This is a genomic window from Ruegeria sp. P10, from assembly GCF_056534925.1.
Genome location: NZ_JBQERJ010000002.1, coordinates 207,395 through 223,328 on the forward strand (window position 1 = coordinate 207,395; position 15,934 = coordinate 223,328).

The 15,934-nt window shown below is 57.4% G+C and carries 13 protein-coding genes; 6 read left to right on the forward strand and 7 right to left on the reverse strand.

The annotated features are described in order from the left end of the window. Positions 1–19 precede the first annotated feature (19 nt). The 6 genes from ACR0FB_RS04200 to ACR0FB_RS04225 are packed head-to-tail and all read left to right on the forward strand — an operon-like array spanning position 20 to position 6,760. Positions 20–1,726 (forward strand): IlvD/Edd family dehydratase, encoded by a 1,707-nt coding sequence (locus tag ACR0FB_RS04200; RefSeq protein ID WP_480620175.1) that lies wholly within the window; start codon positions 20–22, stop codon positions 1,724–1,726. Beyond that, complete coding sequence (locus ACR0FB_RS04205) at positions 1,726–2,490, forward strand: SDR family NAD(P)-dependent oxidoreductase (protein ID WP_171636111.1); 765 nt, start codon at positions 1,726–1,728, stop codon at positions 2,488–2,490. Before ACR0FB_RS04200 ends, ACR0FB_RS04205 begins: the two co-directional genes overlap by 1 nt. 4 nt (positions 2,491–2,494) lie before the next feature. Continuing rightward, complete coding sequence (locus ACR0FB_RS04210) at positions 2,495–3,388, forward strand: 2-dehydro-3-deoxygalactonokinase (protein ID WP_480620177.1); 894 nt, start codon at positions 2,495–2,497, stop codon at positions 3,386–3,388. Next, a complete protein-coding gene (locus ACR0FB_RS04215) occupies positions 3,385–3,990 on the forward strand; it encodes a 2-dehydro-3-deoxy-6-phosphogalactonate aldolase (protein ID WP_480620179.1) in 606 nt (201 codons plus the stop codon). The genes ACR0FB_RS04210 and ACR0FB_RS04215 overlap by 4 nt, the downstream gene beginning before the upstream one ends. Then, complete coding sequence (locus tag ACR0FB_RS04220; RefSeq protein WP_480620180.1) at positions 3,987–4,847, forward strand: SMP-30/gluconolactonase/LRE family protein; 861 nt, start codon at positions 3,987–3,989, stop codon at positions 4,845–4,847. The genes ACR0FB_RS04215 and ACR0FB_RS04220 overlap by 4 nt, the downstream gene beginning before the upstream one ends. Continuing rightward, positions 4,844–6,760 (forward strand): beta-galactosidase, encoded by a 1,917-nt coding sequence (locus ACR0FB_RS04225; protein WP_171723779.1) that lies wholly within the window; start codon positions 4,844–4,846, stop codon positions 6,758–6,760. Before ACR0FB_RS04220 ends, ACR0FB_RS04225 begins: the two co-directional genes overlap by 4 nt. Before the next feature lie 40 nt (positions 6,761–6,800). Here ACR0FB_RS04225 and ACR0FB_RS04230 read toward each other — a convergent pair whose 3' ends face one another. The 7 genes from ACR0FB_RS04230 to ACR0FB_RS04260 all read right to left on the reverse strand — a co-directional run bounded on the left by ACR0FB_RS04230 (position 6,801) and on the right by ACR0FB_RS04260 (position 15,924). Continuing rightward, a complete protein-coding gene (locus tag ACR0FB_RS04230; protein WP_209833903.1) occupies positions 6,801–8,072 on the reverse strand; it encodes an ABC transporter permease in 1,272 nt (423 codons plus the stop codon). Then, a complete protein-coding gene (locus tag ACR0FB_RS04235) occupies positions 8,069–8,989 on the reverse strand; it encodes an ABC transporter permease (protein ID WP_171119259.1) in 921 nt (306 codons plus the stop codon). Before ACR0FB_RS04235 ends, ACR0FB_RS04230 begins: the two co-directional genes overlap by 4 nt. Before the next feature lie 12 nt (positions 8,990–9,001). Next, on the reverse strand, positions 9,002–10,114 hold the full coding sequence (locus ACR0FB_RS04240; RefSeq protein ID WP_171636122.1) for an ABC transporter ATP-binding protein: 1,113 nt from the start codon (positions 10,112–10,114) through the stop codon (positions 9,002–9,004). Between the two features lie 116 nt (positions 10,115–10,230). Next, complete coding sequence (locus ACR0FB_RS04245; protein WP_480620183.1) at positions 10,231–11,355, reverse strand: extracellular solute-binding protein; 1,125 nt, start codon at positions 11,353–11,355, stop codon at positions 10,231–10,233. 147 nt (positions 11,356–11,502) lie between these two features. Then, complete coding sequence (locus ACR0FB_RS04250; RefSeq protein ID WP_480620185.1) at positions 11,503–13,467, reverse strand: beta-galactosidase; 1,965 nt, start codon at positions 13,465–13,467, stop codon at positions 11,503–11,505. Then, positions 13,464–15,110, reverse strand: coding sequence for an amino acid ABC transporter permease (locus ACR0FB_RS04255; RefSeq protein ID WP_480620187.1), 1,647 nt, complete (start codon positions 15,108–15,110; stop codon positions 13,464–13,466). The genes ACR0FB_RS04250 and ACR0FB_RS04255 overlap by 4 nt, the downstream gene beginning before the upstream one ends. Before the next feature lie 64 nt (positions 15,111–15,174). Beyond that, positions 15,175–15,924 (reverse strand): basic amino acid ABC transporter substrate-binding protein, encoded by a 750-nt coding sequence (locus tag ACR0FB_RS04260; protein ID WP_209833898.1) that lies wholly within the window; start codon positions 15,922–15,924, stop codon positions 15,175–15,177. Between the last annotated feature and the right edge of the window lie 10 nt (positions 15,925–15,934).

A 15,934-nucleotide genomic window follows, 5' to 3' on the forward strand; every position in this document is an offset into this window, starting at 1 on the left:
AAGAAAAACAAAGCCAGACATGACAAAACGCCGCTCACAGCATTGGTATGGAAAACTCGACAAGGATGGCTTCATCCACCGGTCGTGGATGAAAAACCAGGGCTTTCCCGACCACGCTTTTGACGGACGACCCATAATTGGCATCTGCAACACCTGGTCGGAACTGACCCCCTGCAACTCGGGCCTGCGCGACCTGGCCGAGGGCGTAAAACGCGGCGTATGGGAGGCGGGAGGCTTTCCGGTAGAATTCCCCGTCATGTCGCTGGGTGAAACCCAGATGAAACCCACCGCGATGCTGTTCCGCAACCTGCTGGCCATGGATGTCGAAGAATCGATCCGCGCCTATGGTATTGACGGGGTCGTTCTGCTGGGCGGCTGCGACAAGACCACGCCGGGGCAACTGATGGGGGCCGCGTCAGTCGATCTGCCTTCGATCGTCGTCAGCTCAGGCCCGATGCTGAACGGTAAATACCGCGGACAGGATATCGGGTCCGGCACCGACGTCTGGAAGTTTTCCGAAGCGGTTCGGGCCGGCGAAATGACCTTGCAGGATTTCATGAACGCCGAATCCGGCATGTCGCGCAGCGCTGGCGTCTGCATGACCATGGGCACCGCATCCACCATGGCGTCGCTGGTCGAGGCGATGGGCATGAGCCTGCCCACCAATGCCGCGCTTCCGGCGGTCGACGCCCGCCGCATGGCGCTGGCGCACATGACCGGCCGTCGCATCGTCGAGATGGTCGACGAAGACCTCAAGCCCTCGGACATCCTGACCAAAGAGGCGTTCGAGAACGCCATCCTCGCCAATGCCGCCGTAGGAGGCTCGACCAACGCTGTGGTTCACCTGCTGGCGCTGGCGGGGCGTGTCGGGGTTGACCTGACCCTGAAAGACTTTGAAATCGGATCCGAAATACCGCTGCTGGTCAACTGCATGCCGTCGGGCAAATACCTGATGGAAGACTTCTGCTACGCAGGCGGCATGCCGGTTGTACTGAATGAACTCAAATCGTTCCTGCGCCCGGCAAAGACGGTTCTGAACAAGGATATCTCAGCACATTACGAAGGGGCCGAGTGTTACAACTCGGACGTCATCCGTCCCTTCGATGATCCTGTAAAGCCCGCTGCGGGCCTGCGAGTCCTGCGCGGCAACCTTGCGCCGAATGGGGCAATCGTCAAGCCTTCGGCGGCCACTGACGCGCTTCTTGAAACCGAGGGCGAGGCTTTTGTGTTCGACAACATCGAAGATCTGAAGGCCAATATCGACCGTGAAGACCTGCCGGTCACAGCCAAGAGCATTCTGGTGCTCAAAGGGTGTGGCCCCAAGGGGTATCCGGGCATGCCCGAGGTCGGCAACATGCCAATTCCGGCGAAATTGGTGAAAGAGGGTGTGCGAGACATGATTCGGATCTCGGATGCCCGCATGTCGGGAACAGCTTATGGCACCGTCATTTTGCATGTCAGCCCCGAAGCACAGGCGGGTGGCACGCTGGCGCTGGTCAAAAGCGGAGACCGCATCCGTGTTTCAGCCAGCAGCGGCGAACTGGAACTGCTTGTGGACGAAAACGAACTGAACGCCCGCCGCGCCGCGTGGCAACCGGATGATCCGCACTACACACGCGGATATGCAAAACTTTACATCGACCACGTGCTGCAAGCGGATCAGGGGGCGGATCTGGATTTCCTTGTTGGCAAAGACACGCGCCTCGTGACCAGAGAGAGCCACTGATGACCCAACCAGCTACATTCCACGATCTCAACGGGGCCTCCGTCTATATCACCGGCGGCGGCTCGGGCGTTGGTGCGGCGCTGACAGATGGATTCATGGCACAGGGGGCCAATGTGGCCTTCATTGGTCGGTCGGATGCCAGCGGTTTTGTCGAAGAGATGCGCGACAAGCACGGCCGCGCGCCGCTGTTCCTGCAAGGCGACATGACGGATACCGAACTACTGCACGCGACGATGGCCAAAGCTGCCGAGGCTCATGGTCCTTTGAACGTCTTGGTGAACAATGCAGCCAACGATCAACGTCATACGCTTGAGGAAACCACGACGGAATTCTGGGACTGGATGATCGAGGTGAACCTGAAAGCCTATTATTTCGCGTGTCAGGAAGCCGCCCGGCAAATGAAAGATGGCGGGTCGATCATCAATTTCAGCTCGATCAGTTACATGATGGGCAATGCTGGCTATCCGATCTATACGACCTCGAATGCCGGGATTACAGGGATGACACGGTCATTGGCACGAGAACTGGGGCCGAGGAAAATCCGCGTCAACGCTCTGGCCCCCGGCTGGGTTCTGACGCAAAAACAGTTGGATAAATGGGCCACGCCCGAGGATCTGGCGGCGCATTTGGACCGGCAATGTCTGAAAGAGCACCTGAAGCCCGAGGATATGATAGCACCAACACTTTTTCTGGCGTCCAAGGCCAGCCATGCGATGACCGGGCAATGTATGGCTGTTGATGGCGGTGTTGTGGTTTCGGGGTAATGTTATGAACACTGAATGGATCGCCGTCGACTGGGGAACATCTCATTTACGGGCCTGGGCCATGCAGGGTTCGACTGCGCTGGACCATGCGCAATCCGACAAGGGCATGGCGCATGTCGGGCCTGACGGGTTTCAAGCCGCCCTGCTGGATTTGATCGAAAACTGGTTGCCCGGCGCGCCGGTGGATGTGGTCGCTTGCGGAATGGTCGGCGCACGACAGGGCTGGGTGGAAGCCCCTTATTCGACCGTGCCGTCGGACCCCTTGCCGGATGTCCCTATCCGCGTACCCGGATCAGACCCGCGCATTCGGGCCTTTGTCATACCCGGTCTGAAACAGACAACTCCGCCGGATGTGATGCGGGGTGAGGAAACCCAGATTGCCGGATTTCTGGGCGCGCGCCAGAGTTGGGACGGCGTTATCTGCCTGCCCGGAACCCACACGAAATGGGTTCAGGTAAGCGCTGGCGAGGTTGTAAGCTTTCGTACCTTCATGACGGGTGAGTTGTTCGACCTGCTATGTGGTCAGTCCGTGCTGCGGCACTCTGTAGGCCCGGGCTGGGACGAAGACGCTTTCGCCGAGGCGGTTGCGGATACGTTATCAAAGCCCGAACAATTGGCTGCGCGTCTTTTTAACTTGCGAGCGGCGGACTTGCTGCAAGGTCAGGCCAAAGCCACCGCACGCGCGCGCCTTTCCGGATTGTTGATCGGGGCCGAACTGGCCGCGACACGGCCCTATTGGCTAGGGCAGCAACTGGCCATTATCGGAGCAGAAGGCGTATCGCAGACATATGCAACAGCCTTGCAACGGCAAGGCGCATTCGTGGAAACCGCAAACGCCACCGAGGCAACTCTGGCCGGGCTTGCGCTGGCCCGAAACATGACAAGGCAAACCGCATGAGCCGTCCCATCATCGCCATATTGCGTGGATTGCAACCACACGAAGCCAAAGCCGTTGGCCGCGCCATTATCGATGCCGGCATCGACCGGATCGAAGTGCCGCTCAATTCTCCGGATCCGCTCGACAGTATCGGCACTTTGGTTGATGCGTTTGGAAACCAGGCCCTGATCGGCGCGGGCACTGTTTTGACAGTCGATCAGGTGGACGCTGTGTCGGCCACCGGAGGCAAGTTGATCGTATCGCCCAACTATGACGCCGAGGTCATCAAGCGTTCCGTCGCGTTGGGCCTGCAAAGCTGGCCGGGGGTTTACACCCCAACCGAAGCCTTTGCAGCCCTCAAGGCCGGGGCCACCGGTTTGAAGCTGTTCCCGGGGGTGATGGCTGGTCCGGCGGGTTTGGCCGCCTTACGTCCGGTTTTGCCCATAGGCTCGCTTGTTTTTGCCGTTGGCGGTGCCGGACCCGAAAATTTCGGGCAATGGATCAAAGCGGGCGCAGATGGCTTTGGGATAGGCTCTGCACTTTACAAACCCGGAATGGATGTCGCCGAAATCGCCGAGCGCGCCCGGCATATCGTTACGGCCTATGACGAGGCCGCCGGATGAGCACTATCTTTGACGACCGCCCCTGCGAGTTGGGCGAAGGCCCGTTGTGGCATCCTGAAAGACGTCAGCTTTTCTGGTTCGATATCATAGGCAAACTTCTGATGACCCGCGAGCGGGGAATGCCCAAAAGCTGGAGCTTCGATGAACATGTTTCGGCCGCGGGCTGGGTGGATCGCGATACGCTTCTTATGGCGTCGGAAACGGGGCTGTGGCGTCTCGATTTGCAATCCGGAAAGCGGAACTTGATCACGCCTCTGGAAGCCGACAACCCCGTGACCCGTTCAAACGATGGCCGCGCCGATCCGTGGGGTGGGTTTTGGATCGGCACAATGGGCAAGCAGGCAGAACCCGGGGCCGGATCAATCTATCGCTTCTGGAAAGGCGAGTTGAGACGATTGGTTCCGGATGTGACAATCTCCAACGCGATCTGTTTTGCCCCCGATCGTTCGGTGGCCTATTTCTGCGACACCGCAACGAAACAAGTCAGGCGCTGGCGTCTGAACGCCGAAACCGGGTGGCCGGAAGGCGACAGCGCAGTTTTTCTGGATTTGCGCAAAGAAGGTCTGAACCCGGATGGCGCGGTCATCGATGCCCAGGGGAATATCTGGATTGCACAATGGGGTGCCAGCCGAATTGCGGTATACAAGGCCGACGGCATGTTTCTGAAGGCCGTTGCATTTGACGCATCCCATACGTCATGTCCCGCTTTCGGGGGCGATGAACTGAATACGCTTTTCTGCACAACGGCCCGTCAGGGATTGAACGCAGAAACAATAGACAGCCAACCGACCAACGGCATGACCTTTGCCGCGCGAAATGCAGGTCAGGGTCAGGCAGAACACAAGGTCATCTTATGAAGCCGGAACTGGGCGTTTGTTATTATCCTGAACATTGGCCAGAGGCGATGTGGGCAGACGATGCCGCGCAAATGGTCGAAACAGGCCTGACATGGGTGCGCATTGGCGAGTTCGCGTGGAGCCGCATCGAGCCGCAATCCGGCGTTTTTCAATTCGAATGGCTAGATCGCGCGATTGAGACACTCGGAGCAGCCGGATTGAAGGTCGTGCTGGGCACGCCAACCGCAACACCGCCGCGCTGGATGCTGGACAAACACCCGGATATGCTGGCCGCCGATGAAAACGGCAACCCGCGCAAGTTCGGATCACGGCGGCATTACTGCTTTAGCCATCAAGGCTATATCGACGAATCTACCCGCATCGCACGCATATTGGGTGAACGGTTCGGTAGGAACCCGCATGTCGTCGCGTGGCAGATTGACAATGAATACGGGTGTCACGACACCACTCTCAGCTACAGCGCAGCTGCTCAACAGGCATTTCGCCATTGGCTGGCCGAACGGTACGGAACAATTGAAACGCTGAACCAGGCGTGGGGCAATGTGTTCTGGTCGATGGAATATCGCAACTTCAGCGAAATCGACCTGCCCAATCAAACGGTGACCGAGCCGAACCCGGCTCATGTACTGGCATTCCGGCGCTTCAGTTCGGATCAGGTCGCGGCTTTCAACAAAGCACAGGTGGATGCGCTGCGCCCGTTGACTGATGCGCCGCTTTTGCACAATTACATGGGCCGTATTCTGGACTTCGACCATTTCAAGGTTGGCGCGGATCTGGATATCGCCACCTGGGACAGTTATCCGATCGGTTTTCTGTCGGACCGGCTGGATGCCGACGACGCGCACAAGACCGCCTTTTTGCAACAGGGTGATCCGGACATGCAGGCGTTTCACCATGATCTCTACCGGGCGGTCGGGCGCGGCCGTTGGTGGGTGATGGAACAACAACCCGGCCCGGTGAATTGGGCACCGTATAATCCGGCGCCCCTGCCCGGAATGGTGCGTCTTTGGTCCGTGGAAGCCGTGGCTCATGGTGCCGAGGTGGTGAGTTATTTCCGATGGCGGCAAGCCCCGTTTGCGCAAGAGCAAATGCATGCGGGCTTGCTGACATCGAACAATCACCCTGCTGCTGCACTGGCAGAGGCCCGCCAGACCGCAGATGACCTGAACACGTTGGGCGCGGTGCAACAGATACAGGCCAAAGTGGCCATTCTGTTTGATTACGCCTCGGACTGGGCGTGGACCACACAACCACAAGGCGCGGGATTTGATTATTTCCGATTGGTTTTTTCGGCTTACCGCGCGCTGCGACGGGCCGGTCTTTCGGTAGACTTTGTTTCGGCGAAGGACATTCCCGGTGATTACTCGGTGATCTTTGCGCCCGGTTTGGCCACAATGGATCCTGATTTGGAACAACGTTTGGCAGAGAGATGCGATCTTGCCATTCTGGGACCGCGCGGCGGCGCGATCACCCGCGATTTTCAAATTCCTGAAAAGGGCAGACCCGGTCTGAGAAGGATCGATTGCGATGTTGATCTGGTCGAAACTCTGCCGCCCACGGTTGAACGCGCGGTCAAGGGTGGCGGCGCGGCGCGGCATTGGATCGACCGATTGTCAGGAACGGCCAAAGACTTGCTGAGTTTCGAAGACGGAACACCTGCTCTCAAGGCAGGGGACGGAATCTGGTACTTGGCCGGCTTCCCCGATGCAGACCTTTGGGACCGCGTTATAGCCATGGCGGCGGAAGAAGCCGATTTGACATTGCGCAGGATGCCGCAAGGCCTGCGACTGCGCGAGACGGCCGATCATGCCTTCCTGATCAACTACAACGCAGGACCGGTGGATTGGAACGGGCTCACCGTCGAAGGTTGTGACGTCAAAATCCTGAAACGCAATCCGCCCGAACAAACCTGAGGTCAGTCCGGGCGGATGCCGAGGCTACGAACCTGCGCCGCTATTCGTCGTTTTGCAGGCTATTGGGGTCAAACACCCCGCCGAAACCACTGTTATTGGACGGAGCGTTTTCGGATTCAGGCCCACTATCAGCGCCTTCGCTTTCCTCGCCCCCTAAAGAGTTCGGAGCGAAAACATTGCCAAAGCCGCTGTTGTTCGTCGGTTTCGGGGTGGATTGCGCACCGCCCTGTTCCGCTTCTTCAGCTTCGCGTTGCTTGCGGCGTTCTTCACGCTGTTTACGCAACTCCTGAATACGCTGTTCCGCTTCCAGCTGCTTCTGCTCGCGAATATCGGCGATACACTGCGCCGGATTGTAGGTGGCCGCAGTGCCGACAACTGTGATCGTTGCGACGGCAAATACAACCAACAGAACCGCTGCCATGTTGCCGGAAAAGAAGCTGGGCAGTTTGATCTTGCCGGCCAGTTCCTCAACCGTCGCGTTCTTGCGCGCCGCTGCCACCAGTTCCTGACGTTTCAGCTTGGCTTCGTTCAGCAGAGCGAAGAACACTGTCAGCGCCACGATGATGAAGGCCAGCGCCGAGATCGCGGGTGTGATGCCATACCGGACTTTTTGGGCCAGCTCGATCGTCAACGTCGGGTATTCACCGAAGGTAAAGGTGGTGGTGTTGTAGTTTTCGAACGATGCGAGGAACGCCAACACCGCTGCCGATGCAATCGCCGGACGCATGAACGGCAACAGGATCTTGCGGAAGGCCTGGGCGTGGCTGGCCCCAAGGTCCAGTGCCGCCTCGGTCAGGGCCACGTCGTAGCGCTGCAAGCGTGCCACCAACACCAGCATGCAGTAGCTGGCGATAAAGGTGGATTGGCCGATCACCGTCAGAAAAATGCCATTTGACAGGAAGCTGTCCGCCCCCAGTCCCAGCATCCGGTTGATACGATCCCAGAACACCAGCGTCGAGATACCCAGAACAACACCCGGGATCAGGATCGGAGCGATAATGATCGTATAGTAAGTCGCCCGCAGCTTTGGCCAGATCTGGGTCAGCATCAATGCGCCCGCCAGACCCATGGCCACTGACAGGATGACCGTGCCGATCCCGATGATCAGTGAGTTCTTGATACCGTTCAGGATGCGCTGATCCTGAAACAACTCGCCAAACCACTGGAAGGTCAGGCATTCCCACGGGCTCATCCGCGGGAAGCCGGACGAGTTGAACGCGGTGATCGACATGATCACAAGCGGGCCAAGCAGATACAGGAAGAAGATCGCCAGATAGACCCAGATGCTTATGCGGAGAAAGGAATTGTTCATTTCCCGATATCCCCCATGTTCACTTTGAACAGGCGCATCATGGCCAGCACGAACAGGATACAGGTCACCAGCAGGACGATCGCATAAGCAGCCCCTTGCGGCCAGTCGTTGTTATCGTTGAACTGCTGATAGATCAGCTGTGTGAACCACAGCGACGACGGCCCGCCCAGGATTTGCGGTGCCGCCAGCGCGCCCGCAGACAGCATGAACACCATCGTACAGCCCGAACTGATCCCTGGCTTGGCATAAGGAATGACCACACGCCAATGTATCCGCCACCACGGCGCGCCAAGGTCGCGCGCGGCTTCGATCTGATTTTTGTCCAGGCTTTCTATGACGTTATACATTGGGAAGATCATCAGCAGAATATAGGCATAGCCCAGCCCGGCATAGAGTGCGATATCGTTTCGGATGAAGTCGAACGGCGTATCCCAGACCCCCAGTCCCACGAACAGCGTGTTCAGAACACCGGTTTCACCGAAGATAATGCGCAACGCAAAGGCGCGCAGGATTTCGTTGATCCAGTAAGGGATGATCAGCATGATCGCGAAGATGCGGATATGGCTGCCTTCGGACTGCCCCAGATAGTAGGCGATCGGATAGCAGATGATCAGGTTGAAAATCGTGACGCAAACGGCCGCCACGAGGGTGCGGAAGAACACCCGCAGGTCAACCGTGTTGTAATCCTGACTGCCACCTTCGGGGCCGTATATCAGGTACTTGTAGTTCTCCAGCGTATAGACGTCCTTCGGCCCGCCAATTTCTGGTGGGGGCAGGTTTGGACGGAACGAGAAATCCAGCATCGACAGCTGCGGCAGGATAATAAGGCCGATTGTCCAGAACAAAACCAGACCTAGGATCGCCAAACCCATACCGGTGCCGTTGCGATTGAAGAATTCTTTCAGAAATCGGGGCATGAACTGTTCCCCTTATTCCGCAGCCAGCTCACCCGCGGGAACGACGACGGCATTATGCGTCTCGTATTCCAGCGTGATGTTCTGTCCGGTGTGGTCCTCGAAGGATTGCCCATGGTTGGGGATCGAGACCTTGATTTCCTTTCCGCCTTCGCCTTCGGTGAAGATGTTGAAGACGTTGCCTTCGAACTCTTCATGATTGACCCGGGCGGTGACGAAGTGATCGCCCGTTGCGCCATCGGGGGCAATTGCAAAGGCCTCAGGGCGGATGAACATCATCGCGTCATCACCTTCTTTCATCTTGCCCTGATTGGCCGTCGAAATCCTTGCCACCAGATCCCCCGAACGGTTGGTCGAGATCAAAGCTTCCTTGCCCATCACTTGCTTGATTTTACCGCGGAACACATTGTTTTCGCCAACGAATGAAGCCGCAAAAGCCGTGTTGGGATCGTTGTAAATCGTCTTCCCGTCGGCAATTTGATCAATCACACCGGCACGCATGACGGCGATATTGTCCGACATGGTCAGCGCTTCACCCTGATCGTGCGTGATGTAGATGAAAGTAATGCCGACACGCTGTTGAATTTCACGCAACTCGGTCCGCATGTGCTGGCGCAGCTTCAGGTCAAGTGCCGACAGAGGCTCATCCAGCAACAGCACGTCCGGTTCGGCGCACAGAGCACGGGCAATAGCAACACGCTGACGTTGACCACCTGACAGTTCACTTGGCAGTTTGTCCCCCTGCCCCGGTAACGCAATCATGTCCAGAAGCTCATCGGCGCGCCTGCGGCGTTCGGCAGCACTGGCCCCTTTGATTTCCATGGAAAACGTGATGTTTTCCCAGACCTTCATCAGCGGGAACAATGCGAGGTTCTGAAAGATCAGCGCCGTCGGGCGCTTGTTGGGCCCGATGCCACGCATATTGTTGCCACCAATCAGGACGTTGCCTTCGCTTGGTTCAAGAAAGCCGGACACTGCCCTCAGAATGGTTGTTTTTCCGCAGCCCGATGGCCCGAGGAAAGAAAAGAAATCTCCCCCGTTGATGTTGACGTTTGCATCGCGCACGGCGACGAAGTCACCGAAACGGATCCACAGGTTTTCCAGATCGACTCCGACCCCTGCACTCATTTTTGGTTTCTCCCTGAGGTGCGTGTTGTCACCACACAGTATTAGCGTCCGCCACGCCGGGACGGCGCGCAGATGGGTGCCCCCCGCAGGATGCGGAGGGCGAAGGTTCGGAACGCTTAAGCGCTTTTGAACTTGTTGACGAACTCGGTCCGGGTTTCAGCATACCACGGCGCTTCTGCAGGCCACGGATTGAGGTTGGCCAGCGAGTCGCCCGGATAGGCCTCGGCAAAGTTCTTCTTGTAGGTGTCGCCGGAATACTGGTCGGCCCCTAATACCGGCGAGTTGTAGCCATGACTGTCAATGGCGACACCGGCCGGCTTGGCCTGATAGGCAAAGTCGATAAAGGCGTAAACCTGATCGATATTCGCGGCACCAGTCGGCATGGACATACCATCCACCCAAGCCATCGCACCTTCGACGGGTGCCTGATAGTGCACCGGCTCACCTGCGGATTTCAGTGCAAGGGGTGGGCCGTCCCAAGTTTGGCCAACGACAACGCCTTCGTTCAGAAGACCGTTCTTCTGTGTGTCGGCGTCGTTCCAGATCAGCTTGATGCGGTCCTTGCGTGCAATGCACCAGTCGGTGATCTGGCCCCAAACCTTGCGCATGGTGTCTTCATCACCATATGCCGCCCAGACCGAACCCGGCTCCATCTCGCCAACGCGTTCCATATAAAGGCCGGCGCCCAGCATCATGGAATGCGCGCGGCCCATGGTTTTGCCAGCGTTCGCTTCCGACCACACGTCGCCATAGGACGGCGCATCACCATCCGGCAGCCACAGGTCAGTACGATAAGCAATACCTTCTGTACCCCAGATATGCGGAAGCCAGTGCGCACCTGAATCGCCAAAGTTCCACGCATCAGTACCAATCTTTGCCATGGCCGGGTTCACCAGATCGATCGGAACCTTGTTCATGTCGAAGGGCTGGAGCAGCTCCAGCGGTTCCCACTGCAACGACCGGTTGTTGGTCGGTGAAACGATATCAAAACCCTGGCCCTTGGTGGCCTTCATCTTGTTGATGATCTCTTCGTTCGAGCCGATGCCGGTATAGTTCACCTTGATTCCGGTCAGAGTCTCAAACTCTTCGATGAAACTGGGCGGCAGGTAGTCCGACCACATCAGAATGTTGATTTCGCCCGACGACGCCAGAGCGCTCTTGCTGTAAAGGGGTGCCGCAAGTGCCGCAGCACCTGCGCCTTTCAACACAGAGCGTCTCGAAAGTGACGAATGTTTAGCCATAGGTGATCTCCCGTTGTTGGATGAGTTTATTTTTGTCTTTATATTCATAGGACTTTCTGTGCCCGTTCGTCAGTCCAAAAGTGACAGTTTGCGGAAATCTTATATCCAGTTTTTGTTTTTGACACGTTTTGGTTGAATCTCAGGGCGTTAGTTTACCTGCCAGACTGTGAATTCGTGCGCGCCGACCGGATCAGAGCCGATCAAAATTCGTCGTGACCCACCACCAGGCAGGGGTTTGGACATGTCACCAAAATTGAAGGCAAAATGCAACGTACCGAAGCGGGTTACACGTAAGTCTGGATCGCAGTCCAGAGGCTTCAGCCCTGCCCATTCCAAGACATCGCGCATAATCTCGTGCAAGAGCGCACCGCAGGGCACCATGGCCAGATATGTCGCACGATCCGACCGGACAACCGCTGGGCTGGCGTCGCAATAGGCACTTTTGAAGCGCGCCAGGACATTTGCCTCGGTCTCGATGATTTCGCGCCAACCGGCAAAGTCAAAAAGCTGACCGTTCTGCAACAGCACGGATTCTCTTGCAATATCCGGCAGCGATTCGACACGGACGACACGGACGCCGGTCAGATCCGCCAACGCACCCGGCGCCAGATTTGAAGGCGTCTGCATTTGAGCCGTCTTGCTGCCGGACCGGGCACCAATCAAAAGCTTTGCCCCCGAAGCCTCAAGTCTTGCGGCCAGATCCGGGGTCACGATCATGCTTTGCGGCAGCACGATCAGGGCGTAACCTTCCAAACCATCCTGGGGACCCACAAAATCAATGTCCACCCCCAGACTGCGCAAGGCAGTGTACCATTCACGGAAGATATGGAAATTGGGGAAGTCATCATCATGCGGCAGAATATCGGCCGCCCAGATCGAAGCGTAATCCAGCATCATCGCCACCGAGGCTTTTCCGCGCGTCGTCGGCGGAAGGTTTTCACGATCCTTCACAATTTGAGCCAGTTCGAGCGCGGCTTGATCCACACTGCCATCCGAGCGCAGCAAGGCTGTATGGTATTGCTCCTGCGCGAACTTTGCCTGTCGCCATCGAAAGAACATCACAGCTTGCGCGCCGTGTGCATATGCGGCCCAGGTCCAAAGCCGAACCATCCCTTCGGCTGGGGAAGGGTTTTGTGCCGCCCAGTCCACCGGCCCCGGCTGCTGTTCCAACACCCATACCCGCCCCCGCCCCTGACTGCGATACAGGTCACAATGAAATCCCTGATAATCAGGCGCGCCGGTTCGCAGATAACGGCGCTTTTCCTTCTCTGACAGGGTTGAGCCCATCAGATTACCCAGCGGGTAGCTGTCAAAGCCGACGATATCCAGATCGGCGGCCACTGCGTGGTGATCGAATTCGAAACTGCCGGCCATGAAGTTGTGCGTGATATCTCGACCCGGCGCATGTTCGCGCAGCACGTCCACCTGTGTCTTGTTGAACAACCGCACCCGGTCCGAGGAATAGCGCCTGAAATCAAGGGCATGGGTGGGGTTGGGTGTAGCGACCAGACCATTGGGCAGTTCAATCTGGTCAAAGCCGGAATAAAGGCTCCCCCAGAACACAGTCCCCCAGGCCTCGTTCAATGCGTCAATTGTGCCGTATCGTTTTGCCAGCCAGCGCCGAAAGCCCGCCCGTGCGGCATCGGAATAGCTGAGAACGGTGTCGTGGTCATTGTATTCATTGTCGATCTGCCAGGCATGGACATGCGGGTTCTGGCCATACCTGGCGGCATATTCCGTGGCGATCCTTTGCGCCTCGGCCAGGTACACGTCACTGGAAAAACAATAATGTCTGCGGGAACCATAACCCCTGACCCGGCCGTCCGGGCCAACCGGCAGAATTTCGGGGTGCTCATCAATCAGCCATTTGGGAGGCGCAGCCGTTGGAGTCGACATCATGACCCGCAGGCCGGCCCGCCCCAGAATCTCGATGACGTCATCCAACCAGTCCCAATGAAACCGGCCGCGTTCCGGTTCAATCAGACCCCAGGTGAACTCGGCGATTCGAACCCAATCCAAACCCAACTCGACCATCCGCGCGGCGTCACTGCGCCACTGGGACGGGTCCCATTGTTCGGGGTAGTAGCAAACCCCAAGCTCCAGTTTGCTCATCGGTTGTCCTTTGCCGTGCGCCGTTCGATCCATTTCAGGAAGCTTGCGCAACAGAGGGTGAGTACCACATACAGAATTGCTGCCGTATTGAATGGCGCAAAGGGCAGAAAGCTTGCTGCCTGAAACTCTCGCATCCTTTGGGTCATGTCGCGGACGGACAGGATGGACAGCAACGAGGTATCCTTGATCATCGCGATGAATTCGTTGCCCAATGGCGGGGTGACGATCCGCAGGGCTTGCGGCAGAACGATCAGCCGCGCCGTCTGCCAGCGCGACAAGCCCAGCGAACTGCCTGCTTCCAGTTGCCCTTTCGGGATGGCCTCGATCCCAGATCGGAATATTTCGGCCATATAGGCCGAATACCCGACCGAAATCGCGATGATCCCGCGTGTCATGTTGGACATATCAATGCCGCCCCCCGTGGCATCCTTGACCGCGCCCGCCAAGGGCAGGCCAATGTAAAGAATGATCACCAACATCGGAATGCCGCGTATCGTGTCCACGAAAAATTCGGCCCCGACCGCCAAAGGATGCAGCTTGTGCTGTGCGCCGCCAATGGTCAGCGTCAGCAGCAGAAAGCCGAAAACAGCAAAAGCCAGTGCGGGATTCCGGTATTTGTCAGGCAAGAAACTGGTCTGCCACAGAACCGGATAGCCTTGTGAATGAGCATCCACGGGAACAAACGCTCCGGAAACGCTGTCGACGGTTTCAATCTGCTCCAGAGCGGCCGCTGCATCAGTGGCGCTGCGTATGCGGTATTGTTGTTCGCCGGCACCGTCGAACTCTCCAAACCGGATGATGTCAGCCTGCGCCTGTGGTGTACCGCGCACAATGGCAATGCGCCCTTCGGTGCTTCCGACCAGAACGTAACTGACCTGCGGCTGCATGAAGAAAAAGGCTGATATCGCAAGCAATGACAGGCTGATGGAACCATACAGAATCGTGGTGCGCGCCCGTGGTTTGAACGATTGCAGCCCCACCCAGATCAAGCCCAGAATGGCCGAGAAGATATAGGCGAAGATGGCTGCGCGAAACGTAATGGCAACGCCCGTCGCGAACTGCCAGTGGGCCATGAACATCAGATAGAACAAAACCGCACCTGTAAGGCATTCCAGACCCAAAAGAACGCGCCTGCGCCAAGGGGGTTGCAACCGCGCCGACAGCAGGCTCAAGGCGACAACAGCTGTGTATGCGGCCAGAAGAACTTGCAGTCCTGTTTGAATCTGGGTCACGATTTCGGGATACAACACCCACGTCTGACTGGACCGGTCGATCAGGGTTGATGTGTTCTCGCTGAGCGTATGAAAGAAAACGGATTCCGCGAAGGGCATCAAAAGCTGTGGAGATAAAAAGCTTATGACCAAAAGCGCAATTGACGCGGGCAGCGCCGCAAGGGCCGAAGCGCGCAACCAGCCGGGGGCGTGATTGGCAAAACGTGCATACCGGGCGCAGAGATATCCAAGGATTGCAACCGAGACGATCAGCAGAAAGCCGACGAAAATCGGCCTTGCATTGTTGCCGATCCCCAGAATTGCAATCAGAGATCGCAGATATTTCGAGGACGTGGCGAACAGATAGACGATGAAGGGAGCGGCTGCGAGCAATACAAGATTGCTCGGGCGGATCGTGCTGAGACGCGACATGGAACTTCTCCGCTGAAACATGGCCCGGCAACGACTGCCGCCGGGCCCAGAAGGGCTTGGAGGATCAGTTTGTGCCCCAGTATTTGGCCTTCAGCGCGTCCAGCGTGCCGTCTTCCTGAATGGCGGCAAGACCGGCATTGATTGCATCCACCGTCGGGTCACCTTCCTGAAACACGATTCCCAATGGATCGGATTGCAGGCCTGTGATGCCTACGGTCAGTTCTCCAGCAAACTCCTGCTCGTAGGCCGCGGCAGAGGTGCCATCGATGATCACCCCTTGTACATCTGCGTTCTGAAGCGCCAGGATAGCCGCCGAGAAATTGTCGTAGAGGCTGACATTCTCGCGCCCTACAAGCTCTTCCGCCAGTTGGGCGTTGGTCGTCGCGGTTTGTGCCGCCAGTTTCTGGCCACCCGCTTTGAAATCCTCAAGCGTCAAATCCGCGTTGTCGACTTGCAGCAAAATGGCCTGACTGACAACGATGTACGGTTCGGAAAAGTCCATAGTTTCTTCACGTTCGGGCGTGATCGATACGCCCGAGATGACCAGGTCGAACTCACCCTGTTGAAGCGCCGCAAAGATGCCGTCCCAAGCGGTGTTTACGAAATTCGGAACGCAATTGATCTTTTCACAGATTGCATTCATCACATCGACATCAAAGCCTACGATTTCGCCAGTTGTTTCGTCGACGGTTTCCATCGGGGGATAGGTCGCATCCGTTCCGATCTTGAGAACGCGACCTTCCAGATCGGCGGCAAAGGCCGCAGGCGCTGTCAGCATTGCAAGCGTTGCAACGGCAAATAGGTTTTTGAACATGTTCGGTTTC

What these genes read in the sequence shown, in the direction of transcription:
- ACR0FB_RS04250 (WP_480620185.1), bottom strand. Translation starts at nt 13,467, where the DNA reads ATGAGCAAACTGGAGCTTGGGGTTTGCTACTACCCCGAACAATGGGAC.
- ACR0FB_RS04210 (WP_480620177.1), top strand. Translation starts at nt 2,495, where the DNA reads ATGAACACTGAATGGATCGCCGTCGACTGGGGAACATCTCATTTACGG.
- ACR0FB_RS04260 (WP_209833898.1), bottom strand. Translation starts at nt 15,924, where the DNA reads ATGTTCAAAAACCTATTTGCCGTTGCAACGCTTGCAATGCTGACAGCG.
- ACR0FB_RS04230 (WP_209833903.1), bottom strand. Translation starts at nt 8,072, where the DNA reads ATGAACAATTCCTTTCTCCGCATAAGCATCTGGGTCTATCTGGCGATC.
- ACR0FB_RS04215 (WP_480620179.1), top strand. Translation starts at nt 3,385, where the DNA reads ATGAGCCGTCCCATCATCGCCATATTGCGTGGATTGCAACCACACGAA.
- ACR0FB_RS04235 (WP_171119259.1), bottom strand. Translation starts at nt 8,989, where the DNA reads ATGCCCCGATTTCTGAAAGAATTCTTCAATCGCAACGGCACCGGTATG.
- ACR0FB_RS04255 (WP_480620187.1), bottom strand. Translation starts at nt 15,110, where the DNA reads ATGTCGCGTCTCAGCACGATCCGCCCGAGCAATCTTGTATTGCTCGCA.
- ACR0FB_RS04200 (WP_480620175.1), top strand. Translation starts at nt 20, where the DNA reads ATGACAAAACGCCGCTCACAGCATTGGTATGGAAAACTCGACAAGGAT.
- ACR0FB_RS04220 (WP_480620180.1), top strand. Translation starts at nt 3,987, where the DNA reads ATGAGCACTATCTTTGACGACCGCCCCTGCGAGTTGGGCGAAGGCCCG.
- ACR0FB_RS04205 (WP_171636111.1), top strand. Translation starts at nt 1,726, where the DNA reads ATGACCCAACCAGCTACATTCCACGATCTCAACGGGGCCTCCGTCTAT.
- ACR0FB_RS04225 (WP_171723779.1), top strand. Translation starts at nt 4,844, where the DNA reads ATGAAGCCGGAACTGGGCGTTTGTTATTATCCTGAACATTGGCCAGAG.
- ACR0FB_RS04245 (WP_480620183.1), bottom strand. Translation starts at nt 11,355, where the DNA reads ATGGCTAAACATTCGTCACTTTCGAGACGCTCTGTGTTGAAAGGCGCA.
- ACR0FB_RS04240 (WP_171636122.1), bottom strand. Translation starts at nt 10,114, where the DNA reads ATGAGTGCAGGGGTCGGAGTCGATCTGGAAAACCTGTGGATCCGTTTC.